Here is a 21,128-nt window from a genome sequence, read left to right as displayed (position 1 = left end):
TGAGTGAGCCGGGGTCAGATCTCGTCGATGGACGAGGACTCGAACCGGCTGGAGATGTTGATGCCGAGCTCCTCCGCAGCGCGGAAGGCGTCGTCATCGGTGTCGCGCAGGTTGACAGCCGTACCGTCGGCCGAGAGGACCTCGACGTTCAGGCAGAGCGACTGCATCTCCTTCATGAGCACCTTGAAGGACTCGGGGATACCGGGCTCCTGGATGTTCTCGCCCTTGACGATCGCCTCGTACACCTTGACGCGGCCGAGGATGTCGTCGGACTTGATCGTGAGGAGCTCCTGCAGCGCGTAGGCGGCGCCGTAGGCCTCGAGGGCCCACACCTCCATCTCACCGAAGCGCTGGCCGCCGAACTGCGCCTTACCACCCAGCGGCTGCTGCGTGATCATCGAGTACGGACCGGTGGAGCGCGCGTGGATCTTGTCGTCCACGAGGTGGTGCAGCTTCAGGATGTACATGTACCCGACGGAGATGGGTGCCGGGAAGGGCTCTCCGCTGCGGCCGTCGAACAGCGTGGTCTTACCGCTGGAGTCGATCAGTCGCACGCCGTCACGGGTGGGGTTCGTCGAGTCGAGCAGACCCGCGATCTCCGACTCGAACGCACCGTCGAACACCGGGGTGGCGACCTTGGTGCCGGCGGGGGCCTCGAAGGCCTCCTTCGGCAGGTTCGCGGCCCACTCCGGGTTGCCCTCGACCTTCCAGCCCTGCTGGGCGATCCAGCCGAGGTGGAGCTCGAGGACCTGACCGAAGTTCATTCGACCGGGGATACCGAGCGGGTTGAGGATGACGTCGAGCGGCGTGCCGTCGGCAAGGAAGGGCATGTCCTCGACGGGGAGGATCTTCGCGATGACACCCTTGTTGCCGTGACGGCCGGCGAGCTTGTCACCCTCGGTGATCTTGCGCTTCTGGGCGATGTAGACCACGACCCGGCGGTTGACGCCGGAGCCGAGCTCGTCGTCGCCGTCCTCGGCGTTGAACTCCTTGACGGCGATGATCGTGCCCTGCTCACCGTGGGGCACCTTCAGAGAAGTGTCACGGACCTCGCGGCTCTTCTCGTTGAAGATCGCGCGGAGCAGTCGCTCCTCGGCCGAGAGCTCGGTCTCACCCTTGGGTGTGACCTTGCCGACGAGGATGTCGCCGGGGCGGACCTCGGCACCGATGCGGATGATGCCGCGCTCGTCGAGGTCCTTCAGCAGGTCGGGGCTCACGTTCGGCAGGTCGCGCGTGATCTCCTCCTTGCCGAGCTTCGTGTCGCGGGCGTCGACCTCGTACTCCTCGATGTGGATCGAGGAGAGGGTGTCGTCCTTCACGAGCTCCTGGCTGAGGATGATCGCGTCCTCGAAGTTGTGACCCTCCCACGTCATGAACCCGACGAGCAGGTTCTTGCCGAGGGCGAGCTCGCCGTTCTCGGTCGCGGGACCGTCGGCGATGACCTCGCCGGCCTCGATGCGCTCACCGGCGGAGACCACGACGCGCTGGTTGTACGACGTGCCCTGGTTGGAGCGGTCGAACTTGCGCAGGAAGTAGTCGTCGGTGCCGCCCTCATCCGCCTGGATGGTGACGACATCGGCGGAGACCTCCGCGACGACGCCGGAACGCTTGGCGGTGACGACGTCACCGGCGTCGACGGCGGCGTAGCCCTCCATACCGGTTCCGACCACGGGGGACTCGCTGCGAACCAGCGGCACGGCCTGGCGCTGCATGTTGGCACCCATCAGGGCGCGGTTCGCGTCGTCGTGCTCGAGGAAGGGGATCAGCGAGGTCGCGACCGACACCATCTGGCGCGGCGAGACGTCCATGTAGCCGATCTCGTCGACCGGGAACAGGTCGACCTCGCCACCCTGGCCGCGACGGGCCAGCACGCGGTCCTGCGTGAAGGAGCCTTCGGCGTCGAGCTCGGCACCGGCCTGAGCGACGATGAAGTCGTTCTCCTCGCTGGCGGTGAGGTAGTCGATGTCGGTGGTGACGCGACCGTTCACGACGCGGCGGTACGGGGTCTCGATGAACCCGAACGCGTTGATGCGCGCGAAGGAGGCGAGCGAACCGATCAGACCGATGTTCGGGCCTTCCGGCGTCTCGATCGGGCACATGCGGCCGTAGTGCGAAGGGTGCACGTCACGGACCTCGACACCGGCACGCTCACGCGACAGACCGCCGGGGCCCAGCGCCGACAGGCGACGCTTGTGGGTCAGACCCGCGAGCGGGTTGTTCTGGTCCATGAACTGCGACAGCTGCGAGGTTCCGAAGAACTCCTTGATCGCCGCGACGACCGGACGCACGTTGATCAGGGTCTGCGGCGTGATCGCCTCGATGTCCTGCGTCGTCATGCGCTCGCGGACGACGCGCTCCATGCGCGACAGACCCGTGCGGACCTGGTTCTGGATGAGCTCGCCGACCGCGCGGATGCGGCGGTTGCCGAAGTTGTCGATGTCGTCGACGTCGATGCGGATCTCCGCCTTCTTGCCGGCGCGCACGCCCTCGAAGGTCGTGTCGCCGCGGTGGAGGCGGACGAGGTACTTGATGGTCGCGACGATGTCGTCGACCGTGAGCACCGAATCGGTCAGCGGGGTGTCAAGGCCCAGCTTCTGGTTGATCTTGTAGCGACCGACCTTGGCGAGGTCGTAGCGCTTGGACGAGAAGTAGAAGTTGTCCAGCAGCGCACGCGCAGCCTCGGCGGCGACCTGCTCGCCCGGACGCAGCTTGCGGTAGATGTCGCGCAGCGCGTCTTCCTTGGTGAGGATCGTGTCCTTCTCGAGGGTCTCCTCGATCGAGCTGAAGCCCGCGAACTCGTTCATGATGTCTTCGCTGGACAGACCGAGCGCCTTCAGGAACACGGTGACCGACTGCTTGCGCTTGCGGTCGATGCGCACGCCCACCTGGTCGCGCTTGTCGATCTCGAACTCGAGCCAGGCGCCGCGGCTGGGGATGACCCGAGCCGAGACGATGTCCTTGTCGCTCGTCTTGTCGGCGACGCGGTCGAAGTACACACCGGGCGAACGCACGAGCTGCGACACGACGACGCGCTCCGTGCCGTTGATGATGAACGTGCCCTTGTCGGTCTGGAGCGGGAAGTCGCCCATGAAGACCGTCTGCGTCTTGATCTCACCGGTCTGGTGGTTCATGAACTCGGCCTCGACGTAGAGCGGGGCCGCGTACGTCTTGCCGCGCTCCTTGCACTCCTCGATGGAGTACTTCTCGGGCTCGAGGTAGGGGTTCGTGAAGCTCAGCTGCATCGTCTCGCTGAGGTCTTCGATCGGGGAGATCTCCTCGAAGATCTCCTCGAGACCGCTCGTGGCCGGCACGTCGGTGCGACCGGCGGCCTGAGCCTCGGCGACACGCGCCTTCCAGGCGTCGTTGCCGACGAGCCAGTCGAAGGACTCCGTCTGCAGCGCGAGAAGGTCGGGGACCGTCAGCGTGTCGGTGATCTTCGCGAAGGACAGACGCGAAGCGCCGCGTCCGTTCTTGGGGGTCTTGGTGGTGGGGGTGCTTGCGTGGGGCGCGGCAGCCAAGGGATAACCTCCATGGGCCCGGGCGGGGGCTCGTGATTCTGATGTCAGATGGAGTGCTCGATCTTCCCGACGCGTTCGCACCGCACGCCGCTATCTGCGGGGGCACGCACGCAGGCCGACCACCATATGAGGGCATGGGAGGAGGGAGCGCAAAGACCAACTATATGTCAGATGACGCGCCGTGTCCAGTGGAATTCTTGACGAGTTTCACGACCTGCGGTATAACCGCGCGTCGACCCCGCCGGCCCTCATCCGACGGGCCTGATCCGCACGCGGCTACCGGGCCTCGCCTGCGCGAGGCGGTCCAGGGACTCGGCCGTGGCGACGGCGATCACCGGGTACCCGCCGGTGACCGGACCGTCGACTCCGAGCACGACCGGCCGCCCGTCCGGCGGCACCTGCAGCGCACCGGGGACCATGCCCTCGCTCGCCAGCTCCCCCGCGCGGATGCGGGTCAGCCCGGGCCCCTCCAGGCGCACGCCGACGCGGTCGGCGGTCGAGGACACGTGCCACCCGCCGGCGAAGAGCGCCCGTTCGGCGTCGGCGGCGAACCAGTCGACGCGCGGTCCCGGCGCCACCTCCAGAATCACGTCGCCGGGCGCGGGCGCCGTCCACGCGACGGCGTCGATCGGAGGCACCTCGCCCGCGATCTCCGCCCCCACGGGGATCTCGTCGCCCGCAACGAGCGGAGCGGGACCGAGGCCCGCAAGGGTGTCGGTGGCTCGGGAGCCCGCCCTGCGGGGCACATCGATCCCGCCCCGCACCGCGAGATAGGCCCGAAGGCCCGTGGCGAGGGGGCCGATCTCGAGCACCGAACCCGAGGGCCAGAGCACGGCACGGTGCGGGTCGGCGGCCCTGCCGTCGATGCGCAGCGCGCCCAGTCCGCCCGTCACCGCGATCCATCGATCGGCCAGCGCCGTCGCACGGAACGGCCCCAGCAGGATCTCGATGACGGCGGCCGTCTGCGCAGAGCCGACGAGGCGATTGGCGAGGGCCGCCGCACGACGATCGGCCGCCCCGGACACGGCGATGCCCATGGCAGCGGCGCCCGGTCGCCCGAGGTCCTGGATGGTCGCCAGCGGTCCGGGATCGTCGATGCGCAGCGCCCGCGCCCCCGTCGTCGTCGCCGCCGTCGGGGCGGGCAGCTCGACACGCGCCCGCTCCGGCCGGAAGCGCACACGCGTCCCGGCGGTCAACAGCGCCGGGACGACCGCATCCGGGTCGAAGAGCGGCGCGGTCGTGGTGCCGATGATGCGCCATCCGCCCGGCGTCGCCCGCGGATAGGTTCCCGTGAACCCCGCGGCGAGCGCGACGGCACCGGCGGGCACGCGCGTGCGCGGGGCGTCCAGGCGAGGGATGTCGAGATCCCACCCCTCCCCCACGAGATAGGCGAATCCAGGAGCGAACCCCGTGAACGCGACCCGCCAGGGCGTGCGCACGTGCCGCTCGACGAGCTCGACCGGCGACAGGGCGGCCCATCGCCCCGCCTCGGCGAGATCCATCCCGTCGTAGACGGTGGGAAGCGTCACCTCCTGCGCATCGGTGTCCGTCCGGGATGCGGCCGCATCCGTCGCTGCGATCCACGCCCGCACCGCCTGCGCCGGGACCCGGCGCGGATCGAAGCGGACGAGCACCGTGCGCGCCGCGGGGACCAGTTCTTCGACGCCGTCGAGAGCCGATGCGGCAAGACCCGCGTGCAGGCCCAGCACCGCATCCAGGTCCTCGAGCTCGATGAGCAGGCCGCCCGCCCCGAAGGGCAGGACGCGTCGCCGGCCGGTCACCACGGCGCCCGGACCTCAACCCCGGCCGCCGTGAGCGCCGCGCGGACGGCGCGGGCCATCGCCACCGCCTCGGGCGTATCGCCGTGCAGGCAGAGCGAGACCGCCTCGGTGCGCACGACGGAGCCGTCGACAGCCACGACCTCCCCCGCCGTCGCCAGGCGCACCGCGCGTGCGGCGACCTGATCCGGGTCGCGCAGCAGCGCCCCCGTCGTGCCCCGCGGCACGAGCGAACCGTCCGGCAGATACCCGCGGTCGAGGAAGGCCTCGCCGAAGAACGGGACGCCCGCATCCGCCGCCGCTTCGCGCAGGCGATCGCCGAGGCCCAGCACCGGGACGGGCCGGCCGAGTTCGTCCGCGAGAGCGGCGACCTCGGCGACGACCGCTGCCGCCGTCTGCGGATCACCGCCGGCCTCGTGGTACAGCGCACCGTGCGGCTTCACGTAGCGGATGTCGGCGCCCGCGGCACGGAGGGCGCCCAACTGGGCGGCGAGTTCGCGTCGCAGCCGGGCGGGCGCGATCCGTATCGCCCGACGCCCGAATCCGGCGCGGTCGGGATAGGAGGGGTGTGCTCCGATCGCGACGCCGCCCGCCTCTGCCAGCGCCACAGCGGCGCGCATCGCGTCGGGGTCGCCCGCGTGGCCTCCGCATGCGACGCTGGCACTGGAGACCACCGCGAACATCGCCGCATCGTCGGCGGTCGGCTCGCCGTCGACGGTCTCGCCGAGGTCCGCGTTCAGATCGATCGAGGGCATGTGCACACGGTAGTGCCGCCGTACTGTGGACACATGGCCCGCGCGCGTTACGAGCACGTCTCGCATCCGGAGGCGCGACTGTCGGACGGCTCGATCGCCCGCATCGTCCCCTCGTCGTTCACGAGCGGATTCGAGCTGGATGTCGCCGGCACGCCGCAGTCGCACGTCGACCTCGACGACCCGACCCATCTGCACTTCGAGTACATCGGACGGATGGCCGCCGTCATCGACCAGCTGCGCCTGCCCGGTCAGCCGCTCACCGCTGTGCATCTCGGCGGCGGCGCTCTCACCATCCCCCGCTACGTCGCCCACACGCGCCCGGGGTCCCGCCAGCAGGTCATCGAGCTCGAACAGGCCCTCGTCGACCTCGTGCGCACGAACCTCCCGCTGCCGCGCGGCGCACAGATCCGGGTGCGCATCGGGGACGCCAGGGCGGGGCTCGCACGCCTGCCCGAGTCGTTGGCGGGAAACGTCGACCTCCTCGTGTCCGACGTGTACGCGGGCGCCCAGACGCCCGCCCACCTGACCACCGTGGAGTTCTACCGGGATGCGGCCCGTCTCCTCGCCCCGGACGGGGTGCTGCTCGTGAACGTCGCCGACGGCGCGGGCCTCGCCTTCGCACGGCGACAGGTGGCGACCGTGCGGGAGGTGCTGCCGGAGATCGCGCTGCTCGCGGAGGTGCAGACGCTCAAGGGACGACGCTTCGGCAACCTCGTGATCGCCGCATCCGCCGCTCCCCTGCCGACAGCCTGGCTGCCGCGCCTGATGGCGGCGGGCCCGCATCCGGCGAAGGTCGCGATCGGTGCGGAGCTCGAGGAGTTCGTGCGCGGCGCGGTTCCCGCGACGGATGCGACCGCCACGCCTTCGCCGAAACCCGCCGCATCCCTCTTCGAACTCTGAGCGCGGCGTGGGGGCGCCCGCTCTCGTTCTCTCTGAGCGCGAGACTGCATCTCCGGCACGAGATCACTGTCTTCACCCGTGATCTCGTCAGGGAGATGCAGTCTCGCGGGGAAAGGTGGAGGCGTGGGCGCGGCGTGCCTGAAGCGCCCAGCGGCGGAGGTCGGGGACACTGGATGCGGCGCCGGCACGAAGGGAGCAACGTGAGCTATATCAGGGGGCACCACCCGGAGACGCTGCGTGAGATCGTCGACGAGCGGGAATGCCTGGAGCGGCTCGAAGAGATCGGCTCGCAGCGCAGCCTGGCCGCGCTGATGGAGCGCGTCTGGCTGTTGAAGGTCACCGATCAGCTCGACGAGGCCCTCCTCGTAGCCGAGCAGACGGTGCGCACCGCGCGCATGGCCGGCACCCGCAAGGATCTGCTGCGCGCCCGCATCCTGCACGCCACGGTGCAGCAGGAGCGGGGCCAGCTCGGCGCCGCGGCGCACGAGCTCACGACCTGCGCCGAGGAGGCCGAAGGCCAGGGCTGGGCGGGCATCGCCGCCTTCGCCTACCAGCACCGCGGCAAGGTGCACCTGGACGGCGAAGACCTGGATGCGGCCCGCGCCGACTTCAAGCGCACGCTGTTCCTGCGCCAGCAGGCCGGGGCACCCGAGGATCAGCTCGAGACGACGCTGCTCGCCATCGACACGGTCGATCGCCGCCGCATCGCGGCGAGCGTCGCCAGCTGAGCCGCCCGCTGTCCGCGGCTCGATCTACGCTCGTCCCATGTCGGATCTGCAGCGCGTGCGCGTCTGGGCGGAGGCCCTGATCGCGCTGCATCTCGATGACAGCTGGAGCTTCGGCTTCGACAATGCGAAGCGTCGCGCCGGTCTCTGCGACTACACGAAACGCCGCATCAGCCTCTCGCGCTATCTGAGCGCACGCTACGACGACGACACCAACCACCAGACGCTGCTGCACGAGGTCGCGCACGCGCTGGCGGGCTCGACCGCCGGACACGGCCCCCAGTGGAAGCGCATCGCCCGCGACCTCGGGTATGTCGGCGGCGCCACCCACCACGGCGAGACCGCCACGGATCTCGCCCCCTGGGTGGGGGTGTGCCCCAACGGACACGTCGTCTACCGACACCGCAAGGCGACCCGCCAGACCTCCTGCGCCAGCTGCGCGCCGCGCTACGACCCGCGCTTCGCGTTCACCTGGACCAGGCGCGAGATCACGCGTGCCGCGCGGATGGCGGCGTCCACGCCGCGCTGAGGCCTCACGCCGCGACGAAGACGCCGTCCCGCAGAACCGGCACCGCGGACGCGGCATCGAGCGTCGCCGCGGACAGCACTGCCTCGCGCGCCCCCGCCTCCAGCAGCGCCTGTCCGCTCGCGCTCGCCGTGAGCAGGTGCCGCACCGCGCTCTGCAGGCCGCGGAACGACTCGCACGCAGCGGCGGCCTCGGGCGAGGTGTGGTCGAGCCCGAGCGCTCCGAGCGCATCGATGACGGCCCCCGCGCCGAACTGATCCTCGACGGCGACGCGCCAGCCGGCCGCATCCGCATCTCCCGCGGCGATCACCGCGACGGAGGTGCGCGCGCCACGACGCTGCTGCTCCGCCAGCACCGCAGCGGCGACGGCGGCCGCGTTGCGCAGCGCGCCGAGCAGCACGACCGCGCCGGCATCGTGAGCGGCGCCCGCGAGCTCGGCGAGCCCCGTCTCGGCGAGCGGGACCGCGGCGCCTGCGGCGACCGCATCCACGACCTCGGTAGACGCGGACAGCACGTCCACGATCACGACCACGTCGGATGCGGCGAGCCGGCGCACCCCGGGCGATCCCCACTCGAAGCGGATCTGGTAGCGCGACTGGTCGGCGATCTCGGGCATCCGTCCAGACTAGGACGAGCCCGGCCCGGCGCCGAGCCGCGTGACGTCGAGAGACGCGCGGGGCAGACTGGGGCCATGCGCATCCTGCTGAAGTTCGTCATCGACTGCGATCCGGATGCGGCCTGGCGCGCGCTGCATTCGCCGCGCGCCGTCGCCGAGCTCTACGGCCCCCTGATCGACATGCAGCCGCTCAGCCCGCTCCCGACCAGCTGGGAGAGCGGTCAGGACGTCGCCGTGGGACTCTTCGCCGGCGGGCTCCTGCCCCTCGGGACCCAGCTCATCTCGGTCAGCGATCGCGCGGTCGACGAGCTCCGCGGCCCGGTGCGGATCTTCCGCGACTCGGGGGCTCCGCTGACCGGTCCCCTCGCGTCGCTGGATGTGTGGGACCACCAGATGGCGGTGAGCCCCGCGGGCTACGGCCGCACGCTCTGGCGCGAGCGGCTCGTGATCGAGGGGCGGACCGCCCCGCTGTTCTGGCCGGTGCTGTGGGCGACGTGGCAGTGGCGGGGCTCCCGCATCCGCGCGCTCGCGCCCTCGTGGGCCCACGATCCGGAGGCCGTCGCCTCCGCCTGAGCGGGTCCGCACCGCCCGGCACGGACCCGCCCCACGGCTCACGCCTCGGCGAGCGCCTCGATGGGCGCGACGCGCGTGGCGAGCCGGGTCGGCACGACGGCCGCGACGAGGGTGAGCACGGTCGTCGCCGCGACGATCACGAGCACGGGGATCGGCGGGATCGCCGGGAGCACGAACGTCGGCTCGGGCGGGCGCGTGGGGTCGATCGGCACGGAACCGAGGAGGGACTGCGCACCCGCCCAGCCGTACACGATCCCGAGCACCAGACCCGTTGCGGTTGCCGCGATCGTGATGTGAGCGGCCTCACGCAGCACCATGGCGCGCAGCTGCGCGTTCGAGACGCCGAGGGTACGAAGCAGACCGAGCTCGCGGCGGCGCTGCACCACACCCAGCGTCAACAGGTTGACCAGTCCCACACCCGCGATGACAGCGGAGACCGCGACGAGTCCCATCATGACGGCGGAGAAGGTGTCGAGCACGCGCGACAGATCCTCCGGCATCGATCCTCCGCCCGCGGCGGTCATGACGGCCTTCGTGGAGGCGATCGCGACGGCGAACATCGTGATGAGGGTGACGCCCATGACGACGCCGATCGCCATCCGGCTCGAGCGCTCCGGGTAGCGCAGCGCGTTCTGAGCCGCCAGCCGCGACATGGCCGAACGGCCGAAGACCGAGCCGACCATGCGCAGGACGGGCGGCATCACGAACGTCGCGCCCAGCGCGAGGCCGGTGAAGGACAGCACGCCGCCGAAGAAGGCAATGACGACGCCGGTCGGGCTCACCAGCCCGTATGCGATCCCGCCTCCGAGCAGGAGCGCGCCCAGCACCAGCAGGACAAGCGCCGAGGCGTTGCGTCCGGTGCGGCGTGCGGCGCGAGCGTAGGGCGCCTCGACAGAGCCGCCGAGTGCCTCGAGCGGCGTGACGGTGAGCACCCGCCGCGATCCCGCCCATGCGGCGGCCCACGTGGTGAGTGCGACGATCACCGCGGGCACGACGAGCATCGGCTCGACGGGGGTGAAGGACACGTCGAGTCCCAGCGCCCAGTCGGCCGCGCCGACCCCGATGACAGCGACGAGTGTTCCGCCGACGAGGCCGACGAGCGCACCGATCGCGCCCACGACGAGGCCCTGCCGCGCGAGCTCCGTGCGCTGCGACCGCGCTGACGCACCGATGAGGCGGAGCAGGGCGATCCGGCGCGTCCGACCGGCGACGACCGTGGCGAAGGTGTTGGCCGTGACGATCGCGGCGACGTAGACCGCCACGCCCACCAGCAGCACGGTGAGGAAGCTGAGCACGAAGGCGAGCGTGCCGCTGTCGCCGATGTAGGGGTCCGCCCGCAGGAGCGCGGCGATGTAGCCGGTGGCGGAGATGAGGATGACCCCGAACGCCGTGGAGATGGCCGAGACGAGGATGCTCGCCCCCATCCCGCGCTCGCGCAGCCAGCCGAGGGGCGCTGCGCCTCTCACGGCTGCGGGCAGGACCGCGGCGCTCACGCGACGGCCCCCTGCTCGGCGGCGAGCATGAACGCGGCGATCTGCTCGGCGCTCTGCCCGCGGTGATCGGCGACGACGCGGCCGTCGCCGAGATAGATCACGCGGTCGGCGTGGCTCGCGGCGATCGGGTCGTGGGTGACCATGGCGATCGACTGACCGTGCTCACGGCTCGCGGCGCGCAGCAGTGCCAGCACCTCACGTCCGGTGCGGGAGTCGAGGTTCCCGGTCGGCTCGTCGGCGAAGAGCAGATCGGGCGCCGTGGCGAGCGCGCGGGCGATCGCCACCCGTTGCTGCTGCCCACCGCTGAGCTCGTGGGGACGATGCGTCAGACGCGAGCCCAGCCCGAGCGTCTCGACGAGCATGTCGATCCGCGCGCGTTCGATCGCGGAGGGGCGACGGTCGTCCAGGTCGAAGGGAAGCGTGATGTTGCCGATGACATCGAGCGTCGGCACGAGGTTGAAGGACTGGAACACGAAGCCCACCCGGCGACGCCGGAGCACGGTCAGCTCACGGTCGCCGAGGCCGGTGATGTCGGTGTCGCCGATCCACACGGATCCGCTCGTCGGGGCGTCGAGTCCGGCCATGATGTGCATGAGCGTGGACTTGCCGGAACCGGAGGCTCCCATGACGGCGGTGAACTCGCCGCGGCGGATGCCGACCGCGACGTCGTCGAGGGCGCGGACGGCGCCGGCGCCGCTGCCGTAGGTCTTCGTGAGCCGCGAGACACGCGCGGCGAGGCCGAGTTCGCTGGAGGAGATGTGCATGTCTCCGACGCTATGAATCGGGCCGGATGGGCCGCGTCGCCCGCCCGGCGTATCCGCATCCTTCTGGCGGATGATTCGCGGACGGCCACGGCAGCGCGGTCGGCGCCGGCAGTGCCACACTTTTCCGCATCCGCGACAGCGAATGACTGTGGCAGGTGCGCAAAAGTGGCGCATCTGCGCAACTGCGACGCAACTCGGGCCACCAGGGGGGCACCTACGTGCGGCGGGGTCCCGGGGAGGGTCAGACGAGGCCGTGCTCGAAGGCGAAGACGACGAGCTGCACGCGATCGCGCAGGGCGAGCTTGGCGAGGATGCGGCTGATGTGCGTCTTCACGGTCGCCTCCGACAGGAACTCCCGCTCCGCGATCTCGGCGTTGGAGAGCCCGCGGGCGGCGAGCGCGAAGATCTCCCGCTCGCGGTCGGTCAGCGCCTGCCAGGCCGGCGGCGCCGCGACGGGCGGAGGCGAGAACTGCGCGAACAGGTCGCGCGTGGCACTTGCGGCGATGACGGCGGAGCCCGCGTGGACCGTGCGGATGGCGGCGAGGAGGAACTCGGGATCCGCGTCCTTCAGCAGGAACCCGCTGGCCCCCTCCCGGATGGCGCGTGCCGCCGCCTCATCCAGGTCGAAGGTCGTCAGCATCACGATGCGCGGTGCGTCGGCGTCGCGGAGCAGCTCCGCCGTGGCCGCAAGGCCGTCGAGGCGCGGCATCCGGATGTCCATCAGCACCACATCCGGCCGCTCTCGGCGCACCACCTCGATCGCCTCGACGCCGTCGCCCGCCTCGCCGACGACGCTCAGGTCGGGCTGGGAGTCCACCAGCATGCGGATGCCGGCGCGGAAGAGCGCCTGGTCGTCGACGAGGACGACGCGCACCCCGGCGCTCATGCCACGGCTCCGATCGGCAGATGCGCGTCGACGAGGAAACCGCCGTCGGTGGCGCCGGCGAACAGCGTTCCGCCGACCAGCTGCGCGCGCTCGCGCATGCCGACGACGCCGTGCCCGCCGGCGTCCTCGAGCATCCGCTGCTGCTCGCGGGCCGGGGAACGCAGCGCATTGCGCACGGTTGCTCGCACGTGATCACTCTGCCACGCGAGCCAGACCTCCACCGGGCCGTCGCCGTGCCGCAGGGCGTTGGTGAGCGCCTCCTGCAGGATGCGGAACACGGCCAGCTGGACGGCCGCCGGCACATCCTGCGGCGGCACCGGTGCGATCTGCACCCGCAGATCGACGCCCGCCGCATGGACCTGGGCGAACAGGCCGTCGAGGTCCGCCAGCGTCGGCTGCGGCCCGGCACCCTGCTGATGGCGCAGCTGCGTGAGCAGCAGACGCACATCCGTCAGCGCGGAACGCGCGGTGGACGAGATCGTCCCGAGTGCGGTCGTCGCGGCCGCCGGGTCGGCCGCCGCCGCGTAGCGGGCGCCGTCGGCCTGCGCGATCACCACCGCCAGAGAGTGCGCCACGATGTCGTGCATGTCGCGGGCGATCCGCATCCGCTCGGATTCGATCGCCACCTGCGCGCGCGCCGCGTCCCTCGCCTGCCGAGTCTCTCTGGCCCGCGCCGCGGTGCGCACCAGCGCGCCCGCGGTCCACGACAGCCCGAGGGCGAACAGCGCCGCCAGCATGACGAAGACGGCGATCGGCAGGCTCCGCCAATCGAGCCCGGACGTCGCCATATAGGTGTTGACGAAAACGAGGTAGACCGCGATGGCCGCGGAGCCCGCGACCGCGGAGGAGAACCCGAGCCAGAACAACAGCCGGGTCCCGTAGGCGGCGGTCGCGTACAGCACGACGAAGATCGCCACGTTGCTGAGCATGGGCGGCAGCCCCAGCGCCATCTGTGCGAGCGCGCTCACCCACGCGACGGCCAACGCCAGGAACGGCGAGAACCGGCGCAACCCCAGTGCCACCGCCATACCGAGGGACACCAGCACGCCCCACACCTGATCGCCGGAGGAGGGCGTGTAGAACAGGAACCCCGTGACGCCGAAGAACCCGAGCGCGAGGACGGCGTCCACGAGCCATTGCACGGGCGAGAGCTGGCGGAACACCCTGACACGCTACGCGGACGCCGACGGCACCCGCATCCGTCCAGCGATGTATCCGGTGCTCAGCGACCGGTTGCGCGCGCGGCCGCGGCGAGGGCGGCCGCCGCCCCCTGGGCGTCACCGAGCGCGATGAGCCCCGCCGTCACGCGCACGTGCGGCGCGTGCGTCTCGCCCGCCACGAACGGCGCGCCCGCCGCGACCACGATCCCCGCGGCGGCGAGTTCGACCAGGGCCGCGCGCTCCTCGAGGACGGGCACCCACAGATTGATCCCGTCCGGCGGCACGAGCGGGATGCCCTCTCGTCGCAGCGCCCCGACCATCGCCTCCTGACGGTCACGGTAGGCGAGGCGGGCGCGCTTGACGGCAGACACCGAATCCGGCCGGGTGAGCATGTCCAGCAGCACGCTCTGCAGCAGGCGCGAGGTCCACCCCGGTCCCAACATCCGGCGCGCGATGACGCGGTCCAGCACGCGGGACGGGCCGCCCATGGCGGCGATGCGGAGGTCTGCCCCGTGCGATTTCGAGAAGCTGCGCACCTGGACGACCTGATCGGGCAGCCAGCGCGCGAGCGTCACCGCGGGCGCCATCGCGATGAGCCCGGAGTGGTCGTCCTCGACGACGAGCACCCGGTCGCCGTCGCGCGCCGCGCGGATCGCGCCCGCGAGCTGCTGCGCCCGCATCGAGGTCATCGAGGCGCCGGTCGGGTTCTGTGCCCGCGGCTGCAGCAGCACCGCCGACGGATGCCGCGCGAGGGCGCGGGTGAGGGATGCGGGCACCATCCCCTCGTCGTCGACCTCGACCGGCACGGCCTCGGCGCCGAGAGCGTCCAGCAGGTCGAAGAAGTAGGGGTAGCCGGGAGACTCGATCGCGACCCGGTCGCCGAAGCGCACGGTCTGTTCCATCACTCTCGCGATGCCGTCCATCGCGCCGTCGACGACCGTCAGCGTCTCCACCCGCGAGGGCCAGCTCTCCCTGAGCACGTCCGCCAGCTCGGGAAGCACCGGGACGTCGTGGTAGCGCCCGGCCCCCGCACGCAGATCGACCCGCTCGAAGGCCGCGCGCAAGGGTGGCAGGAGGGCGGGGTCGGGCATGCCGGACGCCAGATCCCAGCCGGCGGGCGCCGCCCCCGACAGACCTTTCACGCGAGGGGTGAGCCATGCCCGACGGGGCGCACGCACGAAGCTCCCCGCCCTCCCCCGAGACACGATGACGCCGGCGCGGGCGAGCGCCTGCCAGGCGGCGCTGACCGTCGCAGGGCTCACCGAGAGCGCCGCGGCGACCTCGCGCACCGTGGGCAGACGGTCGCCGGGCGCGAGGACGCCGTCGGTCACCAGACGCCCCAGTTCGCGTGCGATGCCCTCGGGGCTGCGCTCGCCGGCCGCGGCGATCCGCGCTCCGACCGGGTCTTTCACCGAATCACTCACGGGCGCACCATTAACCATCACGTCACAGGCTGAAACCGAAGAGAAATGTTCAGTCAGAAAGATAACAGAACGGGGATGACCCGCCGGAACCGCTCCGGTCCCCGTCGCTGCCAGGGTCCTCCACGAGAAACAACCGGGAGGCGACGATGACGACGGTACGCGCAGCGATCACGCAGACGACGTGGACGGGCGACAAGGCATCCATGCTCGACAAGCACGAACAGTTCGCTCGGGATGCGGCAGCCGCCGGCGCCCAGGTGATCTGCTTCCAGGAGCTGTTCTACGGCCCCTACTTCGGGATCACCCAGGACAAGAAGTACTACCGCTACGCAGAACCCGTGGACGGTCCCATCGTGCAGCGGTTCGCCGCCCTGGCGAAAGAACTGTCGATGGTGATGGTGCTGCCGATCTACGAGGAGCAGCAGACCGGCGTCTACTACAACACCGCCGTCGTGGTGGATGCGGACGGCTCCATCGCGGGCGTCTACCGCAAGAACCACATCCCGCACGTGGAGAAGTTCTGGGAGAAGTTCTACTTCCGTCCCGGAAACCTCGGGTACCCGGTCTTCGACACCGCGGTCGGCAAGGTCGGCGTCATCATCTGCTACGACCGTCACTTCCCCGAGGCATGGCGCGAGCTCGGCCTGAACGGCGCGCACCTCGCCTTCAACCCGAACGCGACCAAGCCCGGCCTGTCGAACCGCCTCTGGGAGGTCGAGCAGCCGGCTGCCGCCGTCGCGAACGGCTACTTCGTGCTCGCACCGAACCGCGTGGGCCGCGAGGACAACGAATACGGCGACGAAGCCGTCACCTTCTACGGCAAGAGCCAGGTCGTCGACCCGCGAGGCAACTACGTGGGCGAGCTCGGCTCGGGCGAGCACGAGGAGATCCTCATCCGCGACCTCGACATGAATCTCGTGCAGCAGATGCGCGACGACTGGCAGTTCTTCCGCGACCGCCGCCCCGACACCTACGACGAGATCACGGCCCCCTGAGAGGCGGAGCGATCATGACCACCACACTCATCACCGGCGGCACCGTCGTCTCCGCCAACGGCCGCGTGACGGCCGACGTCCTCGTCGACGGTGAACGGATCGTCGCGGTGCTCGCCCCGGGCTCGCAGCTGCTGGGCAGCGACCTGACCGCATCCGTCGACACCGTCATCGACGCGACCGGCAAGTACGTCATCCCTGGGGGCATCGACGCCCACACGCACATGCAGCTGCCCTTCGGCGGCACGAGCGCGTCCGACACGTTCGAGACGGGCACGCGCGCCGCGGCCTGGGGCGGCACGACCACGATCGTGGACTTCGCGGTGCAGCGCACCGGCGAGCGCGTGCAGGACGGACTCGCCCATTGGCACGAGCTCGCCGCGGGCAACTGCGCGATCGACTACGGGTTCCACCAGATCGTCGGCGGCGTGGATGCGGACGCACTGGCGGCCCTGCCGGGACTCATCGACGAGGGCATCACGAGCTTCAAGATGTTCATGGCCTATCCCGGCGTCTTCTACGCGGACGACGCGCAGATCCTGCGCGCCATGCAGGTCGCAGCCGATACGGGTCTGCTCACGATGATGCACGCCGAGAACGGTCCCGTGATCGATGTGCTCGCCGAGCAGCTGGTCGAAGCGGGCAAGACCGACCCGTACTTCCACGGGATCGCTCGCGCGTGGCAGGCAGAGGAGGAGGCGACGCACCGCGCGATCATGCTCGCGAACCTCACCGGCGCACCGCTGTACGTCGTGCACGTGAGCGCGAAGCAGGCCGTCGAGCAGCTCGCCACCGCGCGAGACAAGGGCCAGAACGTCTTCGGCGAAACGTGCCCGCAGTACCTGTACCTCTCCCTGGAGGAGCAGCTGGGAGCCTCGAGCGAACAGTGGGGGGCGTTCGAGGGTGCCAAGTGGGTCTGCTCCACACCGCTGCGGGCACGGGCGGAGGGCCACCAGGACCACATGTGGCAGGCGCTGCGCACGAACGACCTGCAGATGGTGTCCACCGATCACTGCCCGTTCTGCATGAAGGGGCAGAAGGAGCTCGGCCTCGGCGACTTCCGCGCGATCCCCAACGGCATCGGATCGGTCGAGCACCGCATGGACCTCATGTACCAGGGCGTCGTGACCGGCGAGATCACGCTCGAACGCTGGGTGGAGCTGACCAGCACGACCCCGGCGCGCATGTTCGGCATGTACGGGCAGAAGGGCGTCATCGCGCCCGGCGCGGATGCGGACATCGTGATCTACGACCCCGAGGGCCACACCTCGATCGGGGTCGACAAGACCCACCACATGAACATGGACCATTCCGCATGGGAGGGCTTCGAGGTCGACGGCCATGTCGACACGGTCATCGCGCGCGGCAAGGTCGTCGTCGACGCCGGTCGGTACCTGGGGCGGGCGGGCGACGGCCGGTTCGTCAAGCGCGGCCTGAGCCAGTACCTGATCTGATGCGCGCACTCCGTCCCGGCTTGCCGGCCCTGCCCACCGACCGGAAGGTGTGACCCATGGACTTCGGCGTCGTCCTGCAGACCAACCCGCCCGCATCCCGCACCGTCCAGCTGTCGCAGCTGGCGGAGGCGCACGGCTTCAGCCATGTGTGGACCTTCGACTCGCACCTGCTGTGGGAAGAGCCCTATGTGGTGCACTCCGCCATCCTGAACGCGACCAAGCGCATCACGGTCGGCCCCTTCGTGACCAACCCGGCCACCCGCGACTGGACCGTGACCGCATCCGTGTTCGCGACGCTCAACGAGATGTACGGCAACCGGACGATCTGCGGGATCGGACGCGGCGACTCCGCCGTGCGGGTCACGAACGGCAAGCCGGTCTCGATGTCGGAGCTGCGCGAGTCGATCCACGTCATCCGGGAACTGGCCAACTCGCGTCCCGTCGAATACAAGGGGGCGACGCTGCAGTTCCCGTGGAGCCGCGGGTCGGAGCTCGACGTCTGGGTCGCCGCCTACGGCCCGCTCGCGCTGAAGCTGACCGGGGAGGTCGGCGACGGCTTCATCCTGCAGCTGGCCGACCTCGACATCGCGCGCTGGATGATCAAGGTCGTCAAGGATGCGGCCGCCGCGGCCGGCCGCGACCCGGACAGCATCGCGTTCTGCGTCGCGGCCCCCATGTACATCGGCGACGACCGGGCGCACATGCGCGACCAATGCCGGTGGTTCGGTGGCATGGTCGGCAACCACGTCGCCGACATCGTCGCCAAGTACGGCACGTCGGGCGAGGTGCCGCAAGCGCTCACCGACTACATCGCGGGGCGCACGGGCTACGACTACAACAGCCACGGCAAGGCGGCCAACGACCACGTCGACTTCGTGCCGGACGAGATCGTCGACCGGTTCTGCCTGCTCGGCACCGCAGAGGAGCACATCGCCAAGCTCGAGGCGCTGCGGGAGATCGGGGTCACCCAGTTCGCGGGCTACCTGCAGCACGACAACAAGGAGGAGACGATGCGCGTGTACGGTGAGCGCGTCATCCCCGCCCTGACCGAGCACATCACGGCGAAGCGATGATGACGCGCCGCGCGGCCGCCGCGATCTGGGGCGTGGTGGGCGTCGCGGCCGTCATCGCCCTGTGGGAGCTCTACAAGTTCCTGGGCCCCGCCGACGGGGTCGTGATCGGGGGCGACGAATCGACCGGCAGCGGGGTGATGATCCTCCCGCGCACCCACGACCGCGCCATGCCGCACGTGTGGGAGATGGTCGCCCGGCTGTTCGCCTCGACGAGCGGCAGCGACACCCCGCCGCTGTGGGTGTCGGTCCTTTCGGCGGGAGGCGTCACGCTCGGCATCGCCGCAGCGGGATGGGTGATCGGCGTCCTCGTCGGCGGCGTCCTCGCGATCGCGATGCAGCGCTGGCAGCTCATCGAGTGGGGCCTGCTGCCCTGGATCGTGGTCAGTCAGACCGTGCCGCTGATCGCGTTCGCGCCTGTCGTGAACGCCCTCGGCGGACAACTGGCGCGCGAGGGGATCCCCTGGCCGCAGTGGCTGTCCGTCGCCGTCATCGCCTCCTATCTGGCCTTCTTCCCCGTCGCGATCGGCATGCTCCGCGGCCTGCAGGCGCCCGACAGCATCCACGTCGACCTCCTCCGCACGTACGCGGCGGGCTACGGGACGACTCTCCGGCGGTTGCGACTGCCCGCGGCGGTGCCGTATCTGCTGCCGGCATTGCGGCTGGCCGCCGCGGCGGCGGTCGTCGGCGCGGTGGTCGCGGAGGTGTCGATCGGTATGCGGGGCGGCATAGGACGCATGCTCATCCAGCTCGCCGGTCAGGCCTCGTCCGATCCGGCCGCTCCGTGGGGACCCACCTTCGGCACGATCGCGCTCGGGCTCGTGGCCGCCGCGTCCGTGGCCCTCGTGGGCACAGGGCTCAAGAACTACCGCAGAGGCGAGGAGACCGCATGAGCATCGCACCCGCCGTCCGTGCCGCAGGCGTGGGCAAGATCTTCCCCACCCGGACCGGCGATGTCGTCGCGCTCACCGACGTCGATCTCGACGTCGCGCCGGGCGAGTTCGTCTCGCTGATCGGCCCGTCCGGATGCGGCAAGTCGACGCTGCTGCGCCTGATCGCGGACCTCGACGCCGCCACGACGGGAACCCTCGAGATCTTCGGCAAGCCGGCGGCCACAGCGCGGCTGGACCAGGACTACGGCATGGCCTTCCAGCAGGCGGGGCTCCTCCCCTGGCGCACGATCGCCGAGAACATCGCCCTCCCCCTGGAGATCCAGCGGGTGACGAAGGCGGAGCGCACAGAACGGGTCGCCGAGCTCGCCGAGCTGGTCGGCTTGACCGACTTCGTGCAGCGTTACCCCGACCAGCTGTCGGGCGGGATGCAGCAGCGCGTCGCGATCGCCCGCTCGCTCGCCGCGCGGCCCAAGCTGCTGCTCATGGACGAGCCGTTCGGAGCGCTCGACGAGATGACCCGCGAGCGGCTGCAAACGGAGCTCACCCGCATCGCGGCCGAAACAGGTGCCGCCGTCGTCTTCGTGACCCACTCGATCCCGGAGGCGGTGTTCCTCTCGGATCGGGTCGTGGTGATGAGCCCTCGTCCCGGGCGCATCACCACGGTGATCCCGACACGATTCGACCGCATCCGCGACGAGGCGCTGCGCGAATCGACCGAGTACTTCGCGAAGGTCACCGAGGTGCGCGAGGCCCTGCACGGAACGCCGGCGACCAGGGCGAACGAACGATGAGCACGGCGAGAGTCGATCGACGGCTGCCCGCCTGGCTCCGGGTCGCAGCGCCTGCGGGCGTCGCCCTGATCGGGCTGGCGGTGTGGGTGCTCATCGTCGATGTCGCCGATGCGGCACCGCGTATGCTTCCGAGCCCCTTCGCGATCCTCGAGGAGTTCTTCACCCGCTGGTCGATCATCGCGCCCGACATGGCGATCACCGGGACCAACGCTCTCGTGGGCCTCGTCGCCGGAACCGTGCTGGCGATCCTCCTGGCCGCGCTGGCGGCATCCGCCAAACCGATCGACGGGATGCTCGCGCCTCTCGTGGCGGCGCTCGCCGTCATCCCGATCGTCGCTCTGACCCCCATCCTGAACACGATGTTCGGCGCCTCGAGCCAGTTCGGCCGACAAGCGGTCGCCGCCATCGCGGCGTTCGTCCCCGTCTTCGTCAACGTCCTGCGCGGCCTGCGCCAGACCCGCCCCGTGCAGCGCGACCTGCTGCGCGCGTCCGCCGCCTCCCGCGCGCAGACGTTCCGCTTCCTGACCCTGCCCACCGCCCTTCCCTACCTGATGTCCGGAATCCGCATCGCCGCATCCCTCGCGGTCATCTCCGCCCTCGTCGCCGAGTACTTCGGCGGGCCCGCCGACGGCATCGGCACCGCGATCGCCAGTTACGCGAAGTCGGGCCGCGCCGCTCTCGCGTGGGCGTTCGTGCTCGGCGGCATCCTCATCGGCCTTCTCTTCTTCCTCGTGACGAGTCTCCTGGAGCGACTGTCGACGAGGCGGGCCCCGGTCTGACCGGAGGCGTTCCATCGCACCACCCGGCACC

The 21,128-nt window shown here is 70.6% G+C and carries 19 protein-coding genes; 10 read left to right on the top strand and 9 right to left on the bottom strand.

Going from position 1 to position 21,128, the window contains the following annotated elements; all coding sequences use genetic code 11:
* Nucleotides 1-14 precede the first annotated feature (14 nt).
* The 3 genes from QE377_RS09970 to pxpA form a co-directional block, all read right to left on the bottom strand.
* Nucleotides 15-3,518 (bottom strand): DNA-directed RNA polymerase subunit beta, encoded by a 3,504-nt coding sequence (locus QE377_RS09970; protein ID WP_307322530.1) that lies wholly within the window; start codon nt 3,516-3,518, stop codon nt 15-17.
* 248 nt (nt 3,519-3,766) lie between these two features.
* Nucleotides 3,767-5,302 carry a 5-oxoprolinase/urea amidolyase family protein gene (locus QE377_RS09965; RefSeq protein ID WP_307322527.1) on the bottom strand — a complete coding sequence of 512 codons (1,536 nt, stop codon included), beginning with the start codon at nt 5,300-5,302 and terminating at the stop codon, nt 3,767-3,769.
* A complete protein-coding gene (pxpA, locus tag QE377_RS09960; RefSeq protein WP_307322524.1) occupies nt 5,296-6,051 on the bottom strand; it encodes a 5-oxoprolinase subunit PxpA in 756 nt (251 codons plus the stop codon). The genes QE377_RS09965 and pxpA overlap by 7 nt, the downstream gene beginning before the upstream one ends.
* A 33-nt stretch (nt 6,052-6,084) precedes the next feature.
* On the opposite strand from pxpA, the gene QE377_RS09955 reads away from it, so the two are divergent.
* The 3 genes from QE377_RS09955 to QE377_RS09945 all read left to right on the top strand — a co-directional run bounded on the left by QE377_RS09955 (nt 6,085) and on the right by QE377_RS09945 (nt 8,205).
* Entirely contained in the window at nt 6,085-6,951 is an 867-nt protein-coding gene (locus QE377_RS09955) for a spermidine synthase (RefSeq protein WP_307322521.1), read from the top strand.
* Nucleotides 6,952-7,151: 200 nt separating this feature from the next.
* On the top strand, nt 7,152-7,679 hold the full coding sequence (locus QE377_RS09950) for a hypothetical protein (protein ID WP_307322518.1): 528 nt from the start codon (nt 7,152-7,154) through the stop codon (nt 7,677-7,679).
* A 37-nt stretch (nt 7,680-7,716) separates the two neighbouring features.
* Nucleotides 7,717-8,205 carry a SprT-like domain-containing protein gene (locus tag QE377_RS09945; RefSeq protein ID WP_307322515.1) on the top strand — a complete coding sequence of 163 codons (489 nt, stop codon included), beginning with the start codon at nt 7,717-7,719 and terminating at the stop codon, nt 8,203-8,205.
* A 4-nt stretch (nt 8,206-8,209) separates the two neighbouring features.
* On the opposite strand, the gene QE377_RS09940 is transcribed toward QE377_RS09945, so the two are convergent.
* Nucleotides 8,210-8,818 (bottom strand): 2-phosphosulfolactate phosphatase, encoded by a 609-nt coding sequence (locus tag QE377_RS09940; RefSeq protein ID WP_307322512.1) that lies wholly within the window; start codon nt 8,816-8,818, stop codon nt 8,210-8,212.
* 75 nt (nt 8,819-8,893) lie between these two features.
* On the opposite strand from QE377_RS09940, the gene QE377_RS09935 reads away from it, so the two are divergent.
* Entirely contained in the window at nt 8,894-9,391 is a 498-nt protein-coding gene (locus QE377_RS09935) for a hypothetical protein (protein WP_307322509.1), read from the top strand.
* A 38-nt stretch (nt 9,392-9,429) separates the two neighbouring features.
* On the opposite strand, the gene QE377_RS09930 is transcribed toward QE377_RS09935, so the two are convergent.
* The 5 genes from QE377_RS09930 to QE377_RS09910 all read right to left on the bottom strand — a co-directional run bounded on the left by QE377_RS09930 (nt 9,430) and on the right by QE377_RS09910 (nt 15,118).
* Nucleotides 9,430-10,815 carry an ABC transporter permease gene (locus QE377_RS09930; RefSeq protein ID WP_307325939.1) on the bottom strand — a complete coding sequence of 462 codons (1,386 nt, stop codon included), beginning with the start codon at nt 10,813-10,815 and terminating at the stop codon, nt 9,430-9,432.
* Between the two features lie 65 nt (nt 10,816-10,880).
* Nucleotides 10,881-11,648: an ABC transporter ATP-binding protein gene (locus tag QE377_RS09925; protein WP_307322507.1), complete on the bottom strand. Its 768-nt coding sequence runs from the start codon at nt 11,646-11,648 to the stop codon at nt 10,881-10,883.
* A gap of 241 nt (nt 11,649-11,889) precedes the next feature.
* Nucleotides 11,890-12,534 (bottom strand): response regulator transcription factor, encoded by a 645-nt coding sequence (locus QE377_RS09920; protein ID WP_307322505.1) that lies wholly within the window; start codon nt 12,532-12,534, stop codon nt 11,890-11,892.
* Nucleotides 12,531-13,697 (bottom strand): sensor histidine kinase, encoded by a 1,167-nt coding sequence (locus QE377_RS09915; RefSeq protein ID WP_307322504.1) that lies wholly within the window; start codon nt 13,695-13,697, stop codon nt 12,531-12,533. Before QE377_RS09915 ends, QE377_RS09920 begins: the two co-directional genes overlap by 4 nt.
* A gap of 59 nt (nt 13,698-13,756) precedes the next feature.
* On the bottom strand, nt 13,757-15,118 hold the full coding sequence (locus tag QE377_RS09910) for an aminotransferase class I/II-fold pyridoxal phosphate-dependent enzyme (protein WP_307322501.1): 1,362 nt from the start codon (nt 15,116-15,118) through the stop codon (nt 13,757-13,759).
* A gap of 146 nt (nt 15,119-15,264) precedes the next feature.
* Between QE377_RS09910 and QE377_RS09905 the strand changes: the two genes are divergently transcribed.
* The 6 genes from QE377_RS09905 to QE377_RS09880 are packed head-to-tail and all read left to right on the top strand — an operon-like array spanning nt 15,265 to nt 21,097.
* Nucleotides 15,265-16,113 carry a nitrilase-related carbon-nitrogen hydrolase gene (locus QE377_RS09905; protein ID WP_307322497.1) on the top strand — a complete coding sequence of 283 codons (849 nt, stop codon included), beginning with the start codon at nt 15,265-15,267 and terminating at the stop codon, nt 16,111-16,113.
* Between the two features lie 14 nt (nt 16,114-16,127).
* Complete coding sequence (gene hydA, locus QE377_RS09900; protein WP_307322494.1) at nt 16,128-17,564, top strand: dihydropyrimidinase; 1,437 nt, start codon at nt 16,128-16,130, stop codon at nt 17,562-17,564.
* Nucleotides 17,565-17,620: 56 nt separating this feature from the next.
* Nucleotides 17,621-18,637, top strand: coding sequence for a TIGR03842 family LLM class F420-dependent oxidoreductase (locus QE377_RS09895; RefSeq protein ID WP_307322491.1), 1,017 nt, complete (start codon nt 17,621-17,623; stop codon nt 18,635-18,637).
* The gene (locus tag QE377_RS09890) at nt 18,637-19,527 is read left to right on the top strand and encodes an ABC transporter permease (protein ID WP_307322489.1); all 891 of its coding nucleotides are present in this window, start codon (nt 18,637-18,639) and stop codon (nt 19,525-19,527) included. Before QE377_RS09895 ends, QE377_RS09890 begins: the two co-directional genes overlap by 1 nt.
* Nucleotides 19,524-20,318 (top strand): ABC transporter ATP-binding protein, encoded by a 795-nt coding sequence (locus QE377_RS09885; protein WP_307322486.1) that lies wholly within the window; start codon nt 19,524-19,526, stop codon nt 20,316-20,318. Before QE377_RS09890 ends, QE377_RS09885 begins: the two co-directional genes overlap by 4 nt.
* Nucleotides 20,315-21,097 (top strand): ABC transporter permease, encoded by a 783-nt coding sequence (locus QE377_RS09880; RefSeq protein ID WP_307322483.1) that lies wholly within the window; start codon nt 20,315-20,317, stop codon nt 21,095-21,097. Before QE377_RS09885 ends, QE377_RS09880 begins: the two co-directional genes overlap by 4 nt.
* Nucleotides 21,098-21,128: the final 31 nt, after the last annotated feature.

Source organism: Microbacterium sp. SORGH_AS_0862, assembly GCF_030818795.1.
Classification (GTDB): Bacteria; Actinomycetota; Actinomycetes; order Actinomycetales; family Microbacteriaceae; genus Microbacterium.
The sequence above is the reverse complement of the archived record's forward strand: the minus strand, read 5'-3'. Positions and strand labels throughout refer to the sequence as shown.